This window comes from Paenibacillus abyssi (assembly GCF_014640295.1).
Taxonomy (GTDB): domain Bacteria; phylum Bacillota; class Bacilli; order Paenibacillales; family Paenibacillaceae; genus Paenibacillus_D; species Paenibacillus_D abyssi.
Genome location: NZ_BMGR01000029.1, coordinates 1 through 18,469 on the forward strand (window position 1 = coordinate 1; position 18,469 = coordinate 18,469).

General features: G+C 46.7%; 13 protein-coding genes and 4 pseudogenes. 1 reads left to right on the forward strand and 16 read right to left on the reverse strand.

The features are described from left to right. Positions 1 to 506: 506 nt before the first annotated feature. From IEW11_RS24555 to IEW11_RS24595, 9 genes and pseudogenes are all read right to left on the reverse strand, one after another. Positions 507 to 1,592, reverse strand: a complete 1,086-nt coding sequence (locus IEW11_RS24555; RefSeq protein WP_188533741.1) for an LLM class flavin-dependent oxidoreductase — start codon at positions 1,590 to 1,592, stop codon at positions 507 to 509. A 638-nt stretch (positions 1,593 to 2,230) separates the two neighbouring features. Further along, positions 2,231 to 2,635: an NUDIX hydrolase gene (locus IEW11_RS24560; RefSeq protein ID WP_188533742.1), complete on the reverse strand. Its 405-nt coding sequence runs from the start codon at positions 2,633 to 2,635 to the stop codon at positions 2,231 to 2,233. Positions 2,636 to 2,654: 19 nt separating this feature from the next. Then, positions 2,655 to 2,864, reverse strand: coding sequence for a nucleoside-triphosphatase (locus IEW11_RS25415; RefSeq protein WP_188533743.1), 210 nt, complete (start codon positions 2,862 to 2,864; stop codon positions 2,655 to 2,657). Positions 2,865 to 3,027: 163 nt separating this feature from the next. Then, positions 3,028 to 3,972 carry an N-acetyl-gamma-glutamyl-phosphate reductase gene (gene argC, locus IEW11_RS24570; RefSeq protein WP_188533744.1) on the reverse strand — a complete coding sequence of 315 codons (945 nt, stop codon included), beginning with the start codon at positions 3,970 to 3,972 and terminating at the stop codon, positions 3,028 to 3,030. A gap of 133 nt (positions 3,973 to 4,105) precedes the next feature. Next, entirely contained in the window at positions 4,106 to 4,546 is a 441-nt protein-coding gene (locus tag IEW11_RS24575) for a GNAT family N-acetyltransferase (RefSeq protein WP_188533745.1), read from the reverse strand. A 157-nt stretch (positions 4,547 to 4,703) separates the two neighbouring features. Further along, positions 4,704 to 5,408 (reverse strand): annotated as a pseudogene (locus IEW11_RS24580) (methyltransferase domain-containing protein). A gap of 255 nt (positions 5,409 to 5,663) precedes the next feature. Next, positions 5,664 to 6,064: pseudogene (locus IEW11_RS24585) on the reverse strand (IS110 family transposase); the annotation flags it as partial. A 95-nt stretch (positions 6,065 to 6,159) separates the two neighbouring features. Beyond that, on the reverse strand, positions 6,160 to 7,374 hold the full coding sequence (locus tag IEW11_RS24590) for an MFS transporter (RefSeq protein WP_188533746.1): 1,215 nt from the start codon (positions 7,372 to 7,374) through the stop codon (positions 6,160 to 6,162). A gap of 22 nt (positions 7,375 to 7,396) precedes the next feature. Beyond that, complete coding sequence (locus tag IEW11_RS24595; RefSeq protein WP_188533747.1) at positions 7,397 to 8,425, reverse strand: ROK family transcriptional regulator; 1,029 nt, start codon at positions 8,423 to 8,425, stop codon at positions 7,397 to 7,399. A gap of 208 nt (positions 8,426 to 8,633) precedes the next feature. On the opposite strand from IEW11_RS24595, the pseudogene IEW11_RS25420 reads away from it, so the two are divergent. Beyond that, a pseudogene (locus IEW11_RS25420) lies at positions 8,634 to 8,986 on the forward strand (transposase); the annotation flags it as partial. A gap of 58 nt (positions 8,987 to 9,044) precedes the next feature. On the opposite strand, the gene IEW11_RS24605 reads toward IEW11_RS25420, so the two are convergent. The 7 genes and pseudogenes from IEW11_RS24605 to IEW11_RS24635 form a co-directional block, all read right to left on the reverse strand. Further along, complete coding sequence (locus IEW11_RS24605) at positions 9,045 to 11,417, reverse strand: glycoside hydrolase family 2 TIM barrel-domain containing protein (protein ID WP_188533748.1); 2,373 nt, start codon at positions 11,415 to 11,417, stop codon at positions 9,045 to 9,047. A gap of 21 nt (positions 11,418 to 11,438) precedes the next feature. After that, a complete protein-coding gene (locus IEW11_RS24610; protein WP_188533753.1) occupies positions 11,439 to 12,299 on the reverse strand; it encodes a carbohydrate ABC transporter permease in 861 nt (286 codons plus the stop codon). Positions 12,300 to 12,327: 28 nt separating this feature from the next. After that, positions 12,328 to 13,197 carry a carbohydrate ABC transporter permease gene (locus IEW11_RS24615; RefSeq protein ID WP_188533749.1) on the reverse strand — a complete coding sequence of 290 codons (870 nt, stop codon included), beginning with the start codon at positions 13,195 to 13,197 and terminating at the stop codon, positions 12,328 to 12,330. A 107-nt stretch (positions 13,198 to 13,304) separates the two neighbouring features. After that, positions 13,305 to 14,609 carry an ABC transporter substrate-binding protein gene (locus IEW11_RS24620; RefSeq protein ID WP_188533750.1) on the reverse strand — a complete coding sequence of 435 codons (1,305 nt, stop codon included), beginning with the start codon at positions 14,607 to 14,609 and terminating at the stop codon, positions 13,305 to 13,307. Between the two features lie 141 nt (positions 14,610 to 14,750). Then, positions 14,751 to 15,764, reverse strand: a complete 1,014-nt coding sequence (locus IEW11_RS24625) for a response regulator transcription factor (RefSeq protein ID WP_188533751.1) — start codon at positions 15,762 to 15,764, stop codon at positions 14,751 to 14,753. A gap of 1 nt (position 15,765) precedes the next feature. Further along, complete coding sequence (locus IEW11_RS24630; protein ID WP_188533752.1) at positions 15,766 to 17,508, reverse strand: cache domain-containing sensor histidine kinase; 1,743 nt, start codon at positions 17,506 to 17,508, stop codon at positions 15,766 to 15,768. 325 nt (positions 17,509 to 17,833) lie between these two features. Beyond that, a pseudogene (locus IEW11_RS24635) lies at positions 17,834 to 18,056 on the reverse strand (amino acid permease); the annotation flags it as partial. Positions 18,057 to 18,469: the final 413 nt, after the last annotated feature.

An 18,469-nucleotide genomic window follows, 5' to 3' on the forward strand; every position in this document is an offset into this window, starting at 1 on the left:
TGAGCTATAGGGCATTTCGCTCGTTGTTCAGTTTTCAAAGAACAAATTCATTTCTTTTCTTTGTTCCAGCCGTTTCGCGACCGGAATTAGAATATATCATGTTTACTCTATCAATGTCAACTGTTTATTTCACCAATCGTAAATACATTTAACGTTGATCGGATTGTTTAGTTGAAAGTTCTATCAGCCAACATTTCATTCAGTGGCCGGATTAATAGAATACTCTTAAAAATACAGATGGTCAACTGGTAAATATTTCTGATATTCAACCACACTTCAATAAGAATAAAAAGTTCTCGGAGATGCCATACTCTCCATTAACTCGGTTGTGTTAATCATCCGAATTATTTGTTTAATGCATTCGAACCGAGTCCCTGAATCCGTTTATCTGCTCCATACAGCTTCCGTGGTTCACTAACTTCATAGGAAAACCCTCCCGATTACATGAAAAGGGAGGGGTTAATCTGTTTATTGCGTAAGTGTTGCACATTAGTTCAATAATTCTTTTATAAGCTGTTCCGATTGAGCTCCCGCCGCACCACAGGTGCGACCTCCGTCGCCAGCAGCTCGATCGCCTTTACGACTCGTGCGAAGGGCTGAGCGCCGATATCGATCTGGGCGACGAACCGATGATGGCCGAACAGCTCATGTTGATAGAGGATTTTCTCCACAAGCTGCTCCGGGCTGCCGACGGCGAGTCCCTCATCCGGCCGAACATAGTTGTCGAAGCCGGAACGCGGCAAATTGAAGCTTCGGCCCCGCTCCCGCATCAACGGCGCCCAGTAGTTTAGGTAGTGCGGATGGAATTCATCCAGCGCCTGCTGAGGCGTTTTCGCAAGATAGCCATGACTGTTAACGGAAATGCGCATCTGCGTTGGATCGTGCCCTGCATCGCGAAACGACTGCTTGTAGAGGTCCACCCGCGCCTTAAAGAAGGATGGATCACCGCTCAGCATCGCCATCGCCATCGGCAATCCTAGGCGGCCGGCCCTCGCCGCGCTCTCCATGGTGCCCCCGACTCCGATCCAGACTGGCAGCGGGTGCTGCAGAGGACGTGGCGCGATCTCCGCCTTCTGTAGCGGAGGTCGGAACCGGCCGTTCCATGTAACCCGATCCTCCGCAGCGAGCTGGAGAAGCAATTCGATTTTCTCGGCGAACAATTCTTCGTAGTCATTGAGATCGTAACCGAACAGCGGGAACGACTCCACGAACGCGCCGCGACCAGCCGTAATCTCCGCCCGACCATCCGAGAGCAGATCCAGCGTTGCGAAGTCCTCGAATAACCTCACCGGATCTACCGTGCTTAATACTGTTGTCGCCGTCGTCAGGCGGATGCGTTTTGTCACCTGGGCGATTGCCGCCATGACGACCGGCGGGGCCGACACCGCGAAGTCCAAACGGTGATGCTCCCCTAGACCGAACACATCCAGGCCCGCCTCGTCCGCCAGCTTCGCCGCTTCGATGATCTCAGCGAGACGCTGCCTCGCACTGATCGTCTTACCTGTTTGCGGATCGGGCAACAGCTCCCCGAAGGTGTATAGGCCAAATTCAAATTGGTGCTGCAGCTTGCCGGTGGATGATTGATTACTCATATCTGTTATGCACCTCCATCGATTTGTTGATATTTATGCGTGATTACGGTATTTCCATATAAACCAAGTGACTGATAAGCATTTTTGGAGAGCTGGTGTCCTGATTCCGAAAAAGGTCGGGGCTCATCCTGGATCCACCAAAAAAATCCATTGCGTGGTAATGTCGAATAAATTGCGTTCCATTAACTTTTCCTTTTGTTAAGTGAATATAACCCCAATAGGCTAATTCCCTTGTACTAACAAAGAGATTACCTTTTGAACAATTTTAATGAGCAAACTAACACCTGCATTGTTATACTTCCAGTCAGTTCCTGGGGGAAAAAATTTTTTTCGGATAATCACTACCGTGGAGACCGTGAGTATGTGTTAGCAAATGGCGTATAGTCATTTAGCTCACTAAACGCATTATTCGAAGGTTCAGCTAACAGTCGCATCCTATATTCTCCAATGCAAGACGATTTGTTAGACTTATTCGAGTTTTGATCTATCAAGGTGTCTTGATCATCAGGACTGACATTGTTGTGCAAAAATTACGTTCCGAATCCAAGCTGAATTACAACTCACAACGGTATAATGCCGGGATAACACCGTCCTAGACTGCCGTTATTTGTTGAGCTATCGTTCTACGTTAGGAATCGTCAAAATTCAACATAAAATGGATGAAGTTCTTCATTTAAACAAAATTCTATTCTCTGCCTGAAATTTTTCCAAGTCACCATCTCTAGAGCAGTTTCGATTGGGAAAAATCCTACTTCCAAAGCCTCAGGTGTCGTTGTTAAATCTCCTCCGATTGGTCTACCTAAAAAAAGAGTGTTACAAATGCACCCGCTTACATTTTGAAAAACACCGCAAAACTTTGTTACTTGTATATCTAAGCCACTCTCTTCCTTTGTTTCCCTGATCGCTGCATCTTTCAACGATTCGCCTTCTTCAACCTGCCCACCTGGCATTTCCCAGCCTCGTCTTGGTCCTTTAATTAATAATATTTCGTTACTTTCATTAAGCACAATCGTTGCCGCAGAAACGATATGTTTTGGAACCATCTCCTCGTCCTCCATCCTCTTACAAGAATTTATGGATATCATTTGTTATTCGTTCTGTTATCACCTCACGATTCTTTTCACTCAGATGATAAAGTCTTATCCCAGATAGTTCCTTTATCTTGTCAATGCTCGGATGACTGTCCACACAAATTGTCCCTAAAATAATATGTTTAGAACTCGAAATTACTTCATGGATCACTGTTTCAAATGGAGCGGATAACATTTGCATGAAGCCGATTTATCGATAACTGTAATCTTTTTTGTATATAACGATAGGTTCACGGCCTTTAGATCAATAGCTTAACGATGCTGCCAAACATATTCGTGGCAGCCCCGTCAGTTTCCTTTATTTAACTATCGTTTCCCGTTTGTTTAACGAAGGAATTATTCCACTATTCTAGTCCCACACCCTCATCAAACCCAAGCATTATGTTCATATTCTGAATAGCTGCACCCGAGGCGCCTTTTCCTAAATTATCAAATCTTGAAACAAGTAAAATTTGATCATCATGACCAAAAACAAATATATCCAAATAATTTGTATTGTTGCATTTCATGAGATTAAAAAAACCTTCTTCAAGATATGCCTCAGAGTCAAATGGGGCAACTCGAACAAAACGTTCATCTTTATAATAAGAAGCAAGTAGTTCTTGAACATCTCTTGCCGTCATTTTTTTTATAAACATCCTTGGTAAGAGAGGGATACTAACTGCATCGCCCTGATAATAGTTTCCGACTATTGGAGTGAAAAGTGGTGCTGAGTTTAACCCAGAAAAAAGCCGCATTTCTGGGAGATGCTTATGGTTCAGGTTAAGTGCATATTGTCTTGGTGCGAAAAGCTGTTCTTTATTTGAGTTCTGATATTGGGATATAAGCTTCTTACCTCCACCACTATATCCTGTAAGCGCATAACAAGACATAGGGTAATCCCTCGGGATAATTCCTTCTCCTACCAAAGGGTTTATAGCTAAAATAAACCCCGTCGCATGACATCCTGGGACAGCTACCCGAGATGAACTTTGGATTTTACTTCTTTGATTTTTATGTAATTCTGGTAATCCATACGTCCAATCCTGGTCGGTCCTAAACGCCGTACTGGCATCAATAAGTTTGGTCTTATTATTACTTACCATAGATACAGCATCCTTAGAAGCATCATCCGGAAGGCATAGGAATACGACATCAGCTTCATTTATTAAAGCTCTGCGCGCTTTATAATCTTTACGTTTTTCCGATTCAATTTTCATTACTTCTATGTCAGCAATCTTAGATAAGTAATCGTGTATTTTTGGACCTGTTGTACCTTCTTGACCATCCACAAATATTTTATATTTCACTTTTCCACCCCTTACCACTTAAAATTTGTATTATTATACATATACACGCATTAATATACAATAGAAATTATTGAGTTATCCTACCCGTTCGCGTGGAGAAGGCAGCCGATCGCTTCGGCCACCCGCCGTTAGCTTAATCCGCAAACCTCTTCTTCAATAATTGTTCATCATCTTTAACATAATCACAACGTTCGTACGTTTTAATTGCTGCGTTATTCCTTCTTCCTGTCAGCACCTTCATACTTTTAACCCCACGTTCTCTCAGGTTTACTTCCAGAAAAGAAATTATAGCAATTCCAATACCCTTTCTGCGAGCGGCTTCTTCTACATAAAGTTCGGTGATTTCTCCGTATGGAAATTCATAACAAAATGAATAAAAGCTCTGAGCACAGCCAAAACCAACGATTTTACCACGTATTTCTGCTACGGCAATTATCTCGCTATGATTTATTCTTATGCGTTCAATTATCCGCTCTGGAGGTCTTTTTTCACCACCGTTAAACTCTTGATTAAGCCTCGAAAGTTCTTCTGCATCGGTTTCGTTTGCTAGTCTTATCATTAGGTCAGGATTCATTCTATTCACCTTATCCCTTAGAATGTAGGTACATATTTTACTACATTGGAGCAATTAACTGTTGAAGAATGCTGCCCTTTAACTTAAGACAGAAAAGTAGCTGCCGAGGCGCCAATCTGTTCCCTGGATCATTTATCTAAAGTTCCCCGTTAGGAGTTCAATCTAACTTGATAATTTTTTGTGCAATAAGTTTAGTCATTGCATGTTTGTGAGGAATCCCTGATGAATTGCAATCAAACACAATTTCCGAGCTATCCTTTATAAACCAGTCCTGATAATGCGTAAGTAGTTCGCCTGAACGCCACATAAATGAATTTGATTCCTTTTCAGGTGGAGGTGCGATAAAAGGCTTATTTACAAATACATTTAGGACATGGACTCCATATGGGTTAGTATACTGTTTATAATTTCTAAATATTTCGTCACGATACTCAGGCTTTATATAGTTTAGAACACCGCTTGAATAAATTACATCGAAATAAGAATCCAAACGGAAATCCAAAATATCCGCTTTAAATACATTAACATGCACACCTATTTTGTCAGCCAGTCTCTTTGTCTTTTCTACCCCAGCATCCGATATATCGAATGCGGTAACATCATAACCATTCCTTGCAAAAAATACAGCATCTTTCCCTTCACCACAACCTATGTCCAAAAGCTTTAAATGCTTTGTAGGCGGCATTAACTGAATGGTTTGATAGCATGCCGAATTAGGCTCAATGCCCCAATAATATTCCTGTGTTTTGTATTCTTAGAAATAGCTTTGAAAGCTAAGCCCTAGTCTCTGGGCAAGTTCTTCTTGTGTAAATCCCCGTTCCTTTCGATATCTGCTTATGTTTCTTGCTAATTGTTCTTTCATGATTTTTCACGCTCCTTGTAATTCCAATTGTATTGTCGTCGCTTGGAATCAACAATAACTTCTAAATTGAGTTTTTATATAATTCAACCATCAGTTGAGTTATATGCAGATGGCGGAAAACTGGGTTGTTCCACACGAGCTGAACCGTCGCGAGATAAAGATATTTTCGCAAGGCTGAGTCTCCTCGTTTCGAAAGAACAATTCATCCCTTTCGTTTTCCTGACGTTACCCATAGTAGAAGCCACGACTGACTTAATCTGCGATGACAAGAGCATCTTTAGGGTCATTCTTTGAGGGGCTGTTATCCCGGTTTTCTTTGTTTCTCTTCGTCGTGGCAGCGTTAACCATGACTACGTGTAATCCTTTATCTGATAGCCAATTGGCCAGGTTAAACCAGTAATGGCCGGTCGGCTCCATGCCAATGATAAGCATCTTTAACCGATGTTTCTGTTGCAATTCGGCCATCCAACGGCTCAATTTCGAAAACCCTTCAATACTATTGGAAAATGAGAGATGTCGTTTCGAAACCACGATACCACGGAAGTTCGTAGCTTTTGCGACATGCGTTTCTTTTGCCATGTCGATCCCAACGACTAGATGCGAGGTGGTTATTCGTTCAATTCGTGATCTTGTGCGTCAGATTGCTTAAACTTCATAGTAAGAGCGCCTCCTTGATGTGTTGTCGACAAACCCATCATACCGAGGCGCTCCCTTTTTTACAAAGCCCATTTCTTAGGCCCAACAGGAATGTTTAGTTCAGCGAACCGGTATCAATGGGTTCGTTCCGTCTTAGCAGCTTGTTTAATCGCTCCGAGAATAACAACATGGCAGCCGCCATAACGACGATATAAAGCGGGAAAATTCCGATCGTCGAAAACCCGGCAAGGAGTCCGAGAAGAGGAGGCAACAATGTGGTTCCTGTGTAGGCGAGAGCCATCTGGTAACCCATGACCCTCCCGGCATGCACCTCGCCGAATCGGGTTGGGGTCTCATGCAACATACACGGGAATATCGGTGCAAGTCCCAGTCCCGTAATGAGTAATCCGCCAAGCGCGAAACCGGCTGGAAGCGGGAGCAACAGAAGTAGTCCACCTGCAAGGGCTGTGATCTGTCCCGTTCGGATGAGCAGTTGACTGCTTACCTTAAAGGTGATAAAACCGGTGATGAGCCTTCCGATTGTGATGCCGGCATAATACATTGAAACCCACAACGCAGCATCCTCGACAGACAATCCTCTCATTCTTACTAAATAACTACTGCCCCAAAGGCCGACCGTAGCCTCGACCCCGCAGTAGAATAAAAACGTTGCTAAAGCATACTTAACGCCCTTCGCCCGCTGTGATTTTTGCGTCACAGTGTCATCGAGTGACGCTTCCGCTTCCGTTTGCTGCACTCCCTGAACAACTTCTTGCTTCTTGGCCAGGTATCCCCACAATGGCAGCGTAACGAAAAGCAGGACGACCAAAGCGAACTGTAAACCGCCTACGGCAAGATATCCCTCTCTCCAAGAAGAATTTCCGGATAAAAAGGCGGCCATAATCACCGGCCCTGCCGTCGCCCCGACACCCCAAAAGCAATGCAGCCAGCTCATATGATGAGCTTTATAACGCGCCGCCACGTAGTGATTGAGTGCGGCATCAACGGCGCCTCCTCCAAGACCAAGCGGGATCGCGCAGGCAATCAGCCAAACAATCGAAGGCGCATATGAAAATCCTAATAACGCGCCGGCTGTCAAGATACAACTCGCCAACGTAACAAGGCCCGTGCCAAATCGGCTCACGAGGGCTCCGCTTACCAAGCTTGAAACTATTGTGCCGACAGTAATCGTCATCGACAACAATCCTGCCATTCCCATCTGCACAGCTAGCTCTTGCCGCATTACTGGCCATGATGCACCGAGCAAAGAATCGGGCAAACCAAGGCTGATAAACGCCAAATAAATAATCAATAACAAAAACGTACCCATTCTTTGCGCCTCCATATAAAATTCAATCGTCGTTTGTGCGAATCATGAGATCCAGCCCCAGCCTTTTCAATCCGTTCAAGTAATCTTCTTTCCAGTCGCTCACAATGAGCTTAGGGAGATGCTCCTTAGCAATGTAGGAAGCGCTCCTTAATTCGATTGATTTTAGAAGTTCCGTGTTCACCTCGTCGCGAACAAAAATCACCGCATTGGGGTTCAGAATCGCCGTAAAAGCCGCAACCAAACGGCTTACGGCATCCGCCCCGATGCCCTCTCGCATGACAGTGACCGTTCCTTCTGCGTTTATAATCGCTTCTTGAAAACTTCGGTTATCGTATAGGGGAACGAAGGACACTTCTCCCGAAAATGATGTACTTCCTCGAACGACGTTCCCGTTCACCAGGATGCCTGCACCCGGACCGTTTTGTCCAAAGTACAGGTAAATCAAGGATTCGTCATTCCTGAATTCCATCTTTTTGTAATAGCCCAAGACGGCAGCATTCATATCGTTCTCGACGACGACAGGTAGACCAAACCTTGCTTCGATTGCACTTTTCAAATCAAAATAATGAAACTTCTCGTACCCCGGGATATAGATAATTCGCCCATTGTTGACCGAGCCCGGTACGCCGAAAGCCAGCGAACGAATCCCTGGGTGTCGGTCGATCAGAGACTCGATTTGATCGGTCAGCGCCTCGATACCGTCCTGAAGAAAACCAGAACAGCTTCCTCGTTCTTTCACTTCTCCCGATACGTTATAAATCATGTATTGCGTTTCTGTTTGCTCAAGAAAGAGAATAGCAATCAGCTGATAATCTGGGTTATAAGCGTAACGCCGAGCCCTTCTACCGCCACTCGAGTCGTCGAGACCGACGGACATCAATTCTCCTTTCTTCTCCATTTGTGCCACTAACTTGCTGACTGTTGGAAAACTGATTCCCAGCTTATAGCTTAACTCCACTTTCGTTGTACTTCCGTCCGCTAACAGCGTTTTACGAATACCTTGCAGAATCACCTTTTTCATTTCTTTCGGCATCGAAAACCTTTCGCTCACAAAGACATCACCTCTAATCCATACACTTATTAAATATGTTTAATAAGTATACTTATAATACCAAGGATTTATAGACAAAGGAAGTCCAATATCTAAGGCATTACACATCACTGTCCAGTTAGCTCAATAATGAGGTGTCATAAGAAAGAGGCTTGATTTACTCAAGCCCCATAATTTATTTGCGACGTGAAATTATCATTATTTCCTATTGCAGTTCCAAGCTGTTCTGGATCAAGTTTTTCCTGCGTACAAAGGTGTCTTTGGGGCTATGTATTCAAGCATCTCACTTCGATTCTTAAATAAGTTCCCTACCCCATATATGGTACTCCAAACGGACGAAGAGACGCTTAAATCTAAAATTAAGGATTCAGAATTTTGATTGCACTCATTCTTCAGTACCAGGAGCATCTAACTGGGTTGGAAGAAAACATAGATGCATTAGCTGAAGAAATTCAAGCATATGATTTAATCCAGTCGATTCCCGGCATTAGCCATAAAATTGCTGCAACAATTTTATCGGAATTAGGAGAATTCGACCGATTTGATCAATCTAAAAAACTGAGCCAATTAATGACGTTCTGGATGGTGGTGTTCATCGACGTCAAACTCCTTCGAGAATTTAATGGACGTTATAAGTTGCGATGATGGCGGTATCTGCGAATAATCCGTCGGCACGGGCGCGCAGCTCTATCGTTCCAGGCATCTCCGAGCTCTGGATAATCACCAGGCATTTTCCGAAAAAGGTCGTTCGGGCCATTCCCTGATACGGTTCGTCACTCGCCAAATTCCCGCTGTCGATTCCGACGATGCGGCCTTCGCCGGCCAATTCAAACTCGACCTTCACTTCCGCGTTCGGCACAAGAATACCATCCGCGTCGACGATATTCACTTCCACATGGACAAGATCGATCCCGTCCGCCGTCAATTCTTCCCGTTCCGGCCGAAGCGCCACGCGGTGGGCGGCACCTGCCGTCCTCAGCTGATGCGTCGCGCAAAGTTCGCCGTTCGTCCTTCCGATCGCCTCCAGGGTGCCTTGCGCGTAAGGGACGAACCACGTCATGATATGGTTCGGAAAATCCTCCAGATTCTTCACGCCGAGCGACTCGCCGTTCAACACCAGCTCGACGCTCTCGCAGTTCGTGAACGTAGCAAGCTGAAGGAGCTGGTTTTCGTGCCCCGGATACGTCCAGCCCGAGATCATCTTGGGCGCATGCCAATGGGCCGTCCAACGCGCCGGGTTTCTGACAGGCAGGGAGTCGTCCAATACGGCGATACGAACCATCGGCCGATCGGACCACAAGCTTTCATGCAGGTAGGAGATCGGCTTGCGGAAGCCGCACGTATCGATCAAGCCGGCATTCCAGCCTTTGTACGGAAAGCTGGTTTCCCCCAAATAGTCGATCCCCGGCCAGACAAACTGCCCGACGACGTAATCATGATTTGTGACATCAAACCAGGGATTCATCGGAACGAACGACTTCAGCACGTTTCCATTCCCCCGGAAGTAGGGGAACGACTCCGCGCCTAAGATCAATTTATCCGGGATCGCTTCCCGGTAATGCTCATACCACTGCTCCTGGTAGTTCAAGGCGAGAATGTCCACATGCTCCGCCAGTGTCTTCATCACCTTGACCTTTTCCTCAATCGGACCGTGGAACAGCGTTCTCGGCCAGTTATGCGGCTCAAACGCGCAGGTCACCGGTCTGGACGGATCCAGCTCGCGGCAATACGCCGCCAGCCTCGCCAGGATATCGATCATCTCCGGTGAGCCTTGCCTCTCCACCTCATTGCCGACACTCCACAGAATGACGCAGGCATGGTTTCGGTCGCTGCGAATCATTGCCTCCAGGTCCAGCTTCCACCACTGATCGAAGATCGGCTCGTATGAGAGCGATTTCCACTTGTCGAACGCTTCATCGATGACCAGGAATCCCATGCGGTCGCATATATCCAGCAGCTCCGGCGCCATCGGGTTATGCGCGAAGCGGATCGCATTGCAGCCCATTTCTTTCAAGACGCGGTGCCTGCGCTCCATCGCCCGCTCATGGAAGGCCGCCCCTAAGCTCCCGAGGTCATGGTGGAGGCACACGCCCTTCAGCTTCAAAGGCTTGCCGTTCAGCAGGAACCCGCGGCCGTTATCGAACACGGCCTCCCGGATGCCGATCGCAGTAACCTCATCGTCCACGGCCTCGCCGTTCATAATGATCGATGAATAGACCTCATAAAGATCCGGCGTGTCCGGAGACCACAGCTTCGGACTCTCGAGCTGCAGCGATTGATGTACCGTTCCGCGCTCACCCGGCTCAAGGACATGCGGCTTTTTTTGCTCGGCAATGATATGTCCCGCCTCATCTCTCACCTGTGTGAGTACCTCGCACTCGGAGCGGCGGTCGAAGTGATTGACAAATTCCGTTTGAACATGAAGTGTCGCCGCTTCCGCGGAAATCCCCGAGGCTGTCACATATGTCCCCCACGGGACAACATGAAGCGGCTCCGTGACGACCAGCCAAACATGCCTGTAGATGCCCGATCCTGAGTACCAGCGATCCGTCAGCGGGCTCGTATTATCCACTTTCACGGCGATCACATTTTCCCCATCTTCCACTAAATAAGGGGTAATGTCATATTGATAGCTCACATACCCGTACGGTCTGTAGCCCACGCAAACGCCGTTAACCCAAACCTGGCTGTGGTTATGTACGCCGTCGAAGCGGACCGCGATCCGCTTGGCCCGCTGCCCGGAAGGCAGCGTAAACCTTTTCCTGTACCAGGCGACGGCTCGGCGCGGCAAGTAACCTTGCGTCCCGCCGCTTTCCATATCGGGATCGAACGGTTCTTCAATACTCCAGTCATGCGGAACGTTTAACGTCCGCCAATCGCTGTCGTCGAATCCGCCGGTTTCGGCACCCTCCGGGTCGTCCTTACTAAACCTCCAATTTTTGTCAAACGAGATCACCTCGCGCACGCGTAATTTACTGTTTGATTCAGGCATCTTCTCCACGCTCCTTTTTAACTATCCCTTGGTTCCCGTAATTGCAATTCCTTCGATGAAATAACGCTGAGCGAATAAATAGATGACAATGATCGGTATCAGTGACATCGTGGTCGCAGCCATAATGAGCGGGTAGTTTGCGCCGTTCAGCTGCTGAAAATAACGGATGCCCAGCTGAATCGTAAACAGCCTCTCCTGGCTCAAATAAATAAGCGGCTGCAGAAAGTCGTTCCAGGACCACAACAAGCTGAAAACGCCCAGCGTGACGATCGCCGGCTTTGCCAGCGGCATTACAATCCGCATGAAGATCCCGAATTCAGAGCAGCCGTCGATGCGGGCCGATTCGTTCAGATCGTTCGGCAGCTGAATTAAAAATTGCCGCAGCAAAAACACGCCGTACGGGTTGAACAGATTCAGGAGGATAAGCGCCCAATGCGTATTGACGAGATTCATGCCGTTCAGAATTGTAAACTGGGGTATCATGATCGCCTGTCCCGGAATCATCATCGTCGCGAGGAACAGCAGGAACAATTTATCTCTACCCGGAAAGCTCAGCTTCGCGAACGCATATGCGGCCAGCGATGCGGCAATCAGCGAACCGGCCGTCGATAAGACGGACACCTTAATCGTATTCCAATAAAATTGCCCAAACGGTACCCGGTTCCACACTTCGCTGTAATTCGACCACAGCGGCTCGGAAGGGATAAGGTTCATTGTATTTTGAAAGATCGTCGCCTGATTTTTTAAGGAGCCCGACACCATCCAAACGAAAGGTAACACGGTCAGGACGACCACAGCCAGAAGCAGAACATAGACCAAGAATGTTCGAAGGATACGTTTGATGGAATAGCCGGTTATTCCGGCGCTCTTCTCAGCTGCCATTTCCACTGGAACCGCCCCTCTCTTTCGCTTAATAGGTGACCCAACGCTTTTGCATTTTCAATTGAATGAACGTAATGACCAGGATAATGACAAACAAAATGTAAGACATGGCCGATGCATAGCCGAAATTGTAATTTTGGAACGCCGTATTATAAATGTGGAAGACGAGTACGTTCGTCGATCTTCCCGGACCGCCCTGCGTCATCGCCATAACCGTATCGAAGACCTGGAACGATCCGATCACGCCCATTACTACACAGAAGAAAATGACCGGCGACAGCCCCGGCAGCGTCACGTAGATAAATTGCTTGAACCGGTTGGCACCGTCCAGCTCCGCCGCTTCGTACAAGTGGCGTGGGACCCCTTGCAGCCCGGCAAACAAAATGACGGCATTATAGCCGACACCTTTCCAAATGCTGACCAGCATGATGGCCGGCAGCGCCATAGTCGTTGATGCTAGCCATGCCGGTGGATCGGCATAGCCGAAAAAGCGCAGAATCGTGTTTAACGGACCGTACTGCGTGAACATAGCGGCCCAAATGATGCCGATTGCCAGTGAGGCCGTAATGTTCGGAAAGAAGTACAACACACGGAAGGTCTGGATGCCGCGAACCTTATAATTCATAAGCAGCGCCAATAATATGGACAGTACGATCGTGATCGGAACGGTTACAAGCGTGTAGTACAAGTTATTGGTCAGCGAAATTTTGAACGTTTCGTCCGTCCATAAATCCTTGTAATTGGATAAGCCTATAAACGACATCGGCGTTAATCCATCCCATTTCATAAAGCTCAAATAGAAAGAATAAAGGATCGGATACAGCACGAAGACCGCCAATCCGATCAAACTGGGCGCTAGAAACAAATAAGCGATACCGTACGATTTCCATTTTGCCATTTGGTTGTTGTCACCTCTTTACCGGAAGGAGCCCGTGCGGATAAAGCTTCTTGCCTGTCAAGCAGCAAGCAGTTTTATCCGACACGGCTTTCCTTTTATTTCATTTCTTATTTCACTTCTTTCGCAATGCGATCCTTGATCTTTTGGAACGCTTCATCGAGTGATTGCTCCTGCAGGAAGTACAGCGAAGTCTCTTCCTCTACGATCTTAATGCCCTGGTTGTACAGCGGATCCATTGGCACTTGACTCATGACAACGTACGGATCGGAGAAGACGCCGACACTTTCGGGTGTTGTGACGCTGTCAAGAAACGCTTCCTTCACTTCCTCTGTGCCCCAAGGCGACAGCAGGCCGTTTCTTACGAAGATTTTCGCCGCCTCCTCGGATGCCACAAATTCCGCGAACTTCTTGGCCGCATCCATCTGCTTCGATTGCTTATTGACCATGATGACGGCGAACGAGCCAGTCGTCGTCGTTTCTGAGCCCTCCCATTTCGGCAGCGGAGCGATATCATAGTTCAACTCCACGCCGTTATTCTGGATTTCGTCATTGAGCATTTGAACCGCCCAGTCGCCATTCCACATCATGGCCGTTTTGCCTTGCAGGAATCGGCTGGAAAAGTCGCTGCCCGCATCCCCGACCAGTTCGCCGAAAGGCTGCTGCGCCCCATGCGTATAGGTGAGGTTGTAGTAGTATTCTGCGGCTTTCTTGAACGTTTCCAGTTCTTCCGGAACGAGCGGATTATTCACGCCTTGGATATTTGCGAGCACCCGCCACCACGTATTGTTAGACTGGTAGCTCATCGAACCGTACATCCGGTCTTGGCCGCTTCCGCTCGAAAGCTGCTGCGCTACTTCCGCGTACCGGTCCCATGTCCAAGAGTTGTCCGGATAAGGGATGCCCGCTTGATCGAATAAATCTTTATTGTAATACAGCACCCACTTGCTCGTGCGGTACGGAAAACCGTAGATATGGTCATTGAACCGGAGCTGCTCGATCGTATCTTTATTACCTGCGAGCGCTTCGGAACCCGCAATGTCGTCGAGCGGCTCAAGGACATCCTTCGAAATGTATTCAGCTAGATTCGACGTGGACTGCGTAGCGAATACGTCCATATCCCCGCCGCCGGTGGAAAGATTCACGAGAATTTTTTGAATATAATCACTGGTAGGCACGTAGTTTTGATTAACTTTAATATTGGGGTGCTTCTCTTCGAATGCGCTTACAACTTGATTCATATATGGCTGCTCGTCTGTCCAGTCGAAAAAGTTGATCGTCACTGTCTCCTCGGAATTGGAAGATCCGGCGTCATTACCGGATGACTTCTGGCCGGAATTATTTGATGAACATGCGGTGAATAGAGCAATGCTTACCGTGAGAACGACCATTAACCAAACTTTCATTCGATTCATGCATTAATCCCCCAATTGTTCGTTTTCTTATCCGTCGATGTCGCGACCATCTGCCTTTACTTTACATGTATTCGCGCACAATGAAAACGCATCCATCTTCGGAAAAAGGGACAATTTTTCGGATCATTTGCTGCGATTGATTCACGTTAAATGATTCCGGTATTCCTTCGGGGTCATGCCCAGAATCAGCTTAAACATCTTTGTAAAGGATCTGGGATCCTTATACCCCAAGGTATCGGAAATATCGATAATCCGGTTCGCGGGATCCTCCAGCATTGCTTTCGCCTTTTCGATTTTTCTGCGCATGACGTATTGGCTGAATGTCTCCCCGCATCGCACTTTAAAATATTCACTGAAGTAGGTAGGGTTGAAATGAACGTGATTGGCTACTTCCGTAAGCGACAGCGCATGCCTCTCCAGGTGCCGGTCGATATATTCTTTGGCCATGGCAATGATTTTGTCGTTCCCCGCATGGATCTCGTCCCGCAGATAAGCAAGCCGGATTTGAATGGCATGCTGCAGATTAGCCAAGTTGCTTATCTCGTTCGAAGACATTGCAACTTCCTTATCAAACCCGTGGATTCTGTTTTTGGTGAAAAAGCGGTTCGTAATCCGAATAATCTCGTCTACATACTCTTTCATCGTTATACAATCGCTCAGCGTCGTCAGCCCTTCTTCCAGCATTGACGAAACCTCTTCAACGTCGAAAGCGTTCAATGCATTCAAAAGCTTGAATTCAAAATTTTCAAGCATCGTATGCTGTTTGTTGGTCAGAACTTTCATGTGCATAAAATCTTGCTGGAACTTCGCAAGCACCGCGATCATTTCATCGTCGTGAACCGGCTTTAGCAAATAATCGTAAGCCCTTAACTGGATGGCGTTGCGCATCAGCTGAAACTCATCGTATCCGGTAAGAAATACAACGGGTGTGCGAACGGCTTCTTTGTTCAACCTCTCTAGCATATCGATTCCATCGATTTCGGGCATTTTGATGTCGCTGATCACCAAATCGAAAGTAGACGAACGGATGCGCTCAATGGCCTCTTTTCCGTTGCCCGCTTCTTCGATCGACCAGTCGGGTTGTAAGCGTGCAACCATCTGGACGATTCCTTTACGAATCAGCCATTCATCATCGACCACTAGTAAATGGGCCATGCTACGATGACTCCTTTCCTCTTCCTTTAGGGATCAGGATCTGAACCGACATCCCTTTACCGTGCTCGCTAGCTATCGTCAGTCCGTATTTCGTCCCGTATTCCAATTGGATCCGCGAGTGCAGGTTCTTGAGCCCGATCCCAAAGTTTCGGCATTCGAGCTCGCTCACTTCATCCTCTAAATAAGCTTTTAAGTTTGTTAGAGCTTCCTCAAACATACCGGCACCGTTATCTGCAACCTCAAGGAGGATGTCCTCCCCGCTCGATCTAACCGCAATCCGGATCGATTTCGCACCCGAGATTTGATCGAAGCCGTGAAGAATACAATTTTCAACGACGGGTTGAAGCAGGATTGGTATTGTATAGCAATCTAACAAACTGTCTTCTAAATCATAGTCAACCTGGAGCTGGTTACCGGAACGGATTTGCTCAATCTTGAGGTAGTTTTTAATCTGGTTGATTTCATCCCCGATTTTGACCGTCGAATTCTGCTTGTTCAAGCTGTAGCGCAGCAGTCCTCCAAGCGCCGAAGTAATCTCGACGATACCCTTCCTGTCACCAATCTCGGCAAGGGCACGAATGGCTTCCAGGTTGTTGAATAAGAAATGGGGCCGGATTTGAAGCTTCAGGTTGTTGATTTCCGCCTCTTTTTGTTTTAGGCGAATTTCAAGCACCTGATGAATCAATTCATCGATTTTTTTGTTCATTTTATTGAAAGCCCTGCCGACAAGGCTGATTTCCACATTTCCTCTAAGAGACTGATAGGATACATTGAAATCGCCGTTCTCGACTTTCCGCATGAGCTGTCGAAGCCTTGTCAACGGCTTTGTGATCGTCGACGACAGCAGGATAGAGACCGCCACGATCGCTGCGATGAGAACGGCCGATACCATCAGAATCGTTTGGTAGACGATATTTTTCTCATGGTTGATCTCCGATTCAGAGACGATGCCTAGAATTGTCCACCCGGTCTGCTTCGAATCGATCAGATGCACGATAAGATTGTCGCTTTCTGTCTCAATTAGTTGTCTGGCATTAAGTGATGTATCGATTTTGGGCAAATCCTCCAGGTACATCCGGTTTTTGCTGTACACAATTTCATTGTCTTCATCCAGTACGACGATATTCGATCCTTCACCCAAGCTGACACTCGAGAAGATGCTCTCGAGCCCCGTAAAATTCACGTCAATGACGATGACGCCCAGCAACGGCCCGTTATAGATTTTGATCGCTCTGGCGACGGAAAAGATAGGCTCCGGACGATTGATGATTCTCGAATCGTTCCCTTTGCCCGTAAACACGACTCTTCCATTGGCCTCCATCGCCTTCCGATACAACGCAGATTCTTGAAACGGATAATTATAATTAATATCGGTGTTATATAACGAACTGGCGAAAATCTGCCCGTCTCTACGATAGATCAATACGCTTTGCAAATCTTCCCTTGGATTTCGCATGGCCTGTGACAGCAGCCTCTTAATCTGCGTTACATCGGAGAAGCTGATGCTTCCCTCTTCCTGCATAATGCTTAGGATCTGTTCATTGTAATACGGCAGTACCGATAATCGGGTAAGCTCGCTCAAATAGGTCTCCAAGTGATTATTGATCAAATTCACCGTATTAATGACGTTGTTATCAATTGTTTGCTTCATCTGGTTGCTGTATATCCAACTGGACAGCAGTGTAAGCGACACGATGGGAATGAGCGTCAGCGGCAAGAAGGTGATGATCAATTTTCGTTTCAAGGTGCTCCTATTCCAATAGTCCTTTAAGAAGAGCAAAATTAATACCTCGCTTCTTTTCTGATTGAAAGCGTTTACCTAATGGAGCGAACAGTGGCGTCCTCCGCTATCCTTTAGGCTCTATTTTACGCTAATTTTATATGGAAGAGGTTTATTATTGGACTAAAAATTCTGAATTCAGCATATTCGCTTTCTCGTGCACCGCCACATCCGACGAGGTATCTATTTTTGAACCAAATTATTCTATTCGAGTTGTTTGAGGAAATACCTGTCAGCGCGGAGATGATAATTTCTTATTTCTTTAAGTGATAGGGCACCGTTGTGACAAAAGAATGATGATGCCATTTGAGTATCCCAGCCGATCTCCCCTTATGGTGAACATTCTCGGGATGAATTTATCCTTTGCAAGATTAACGGCAAGCGAAGGAAACGCCGAATATCCTGTATTGGCGGCAAGGCTCCCATCGCCATTAATGTTTTGCCGAATTATTAGGCGCGGGCTCCTGAAAGTTCGAAATGGCGTTGGAAATCGCTTCAACCCCTGTTAAACTCATATGACGTCATAAATAGAAAAAATTGGAATTCGACAATCTGGAGGACTACTTGCTGGAATTGTAGAACAAGGAAAGCCATAACCAATTCTTGAGGAGGAGTTACAATGTCATAACGTCTTGGATATGGGCATACTGGAGGGCACAACGCAAACGCGGGTCCGCTTGGGAGAGCTTCTTGAACGAGGTTAAGTTAGAAAATAACGCATGCAAATAACAAAAGGCCGCCGGATATGTGAACTGTGACCCGTAAAATGGACTCTTTGAAAAAAAGTGACCATCTTAAGGGTCACAGTTCAAATTTATAAATTCTATAATGTCTAGAAAAAAGATACACCCTTCTCATTCTTACGAGGCCACTGAATAACTTCCGATTTTTGAAGTATGAAAAAGCGATTGAACAAAAAAGACGA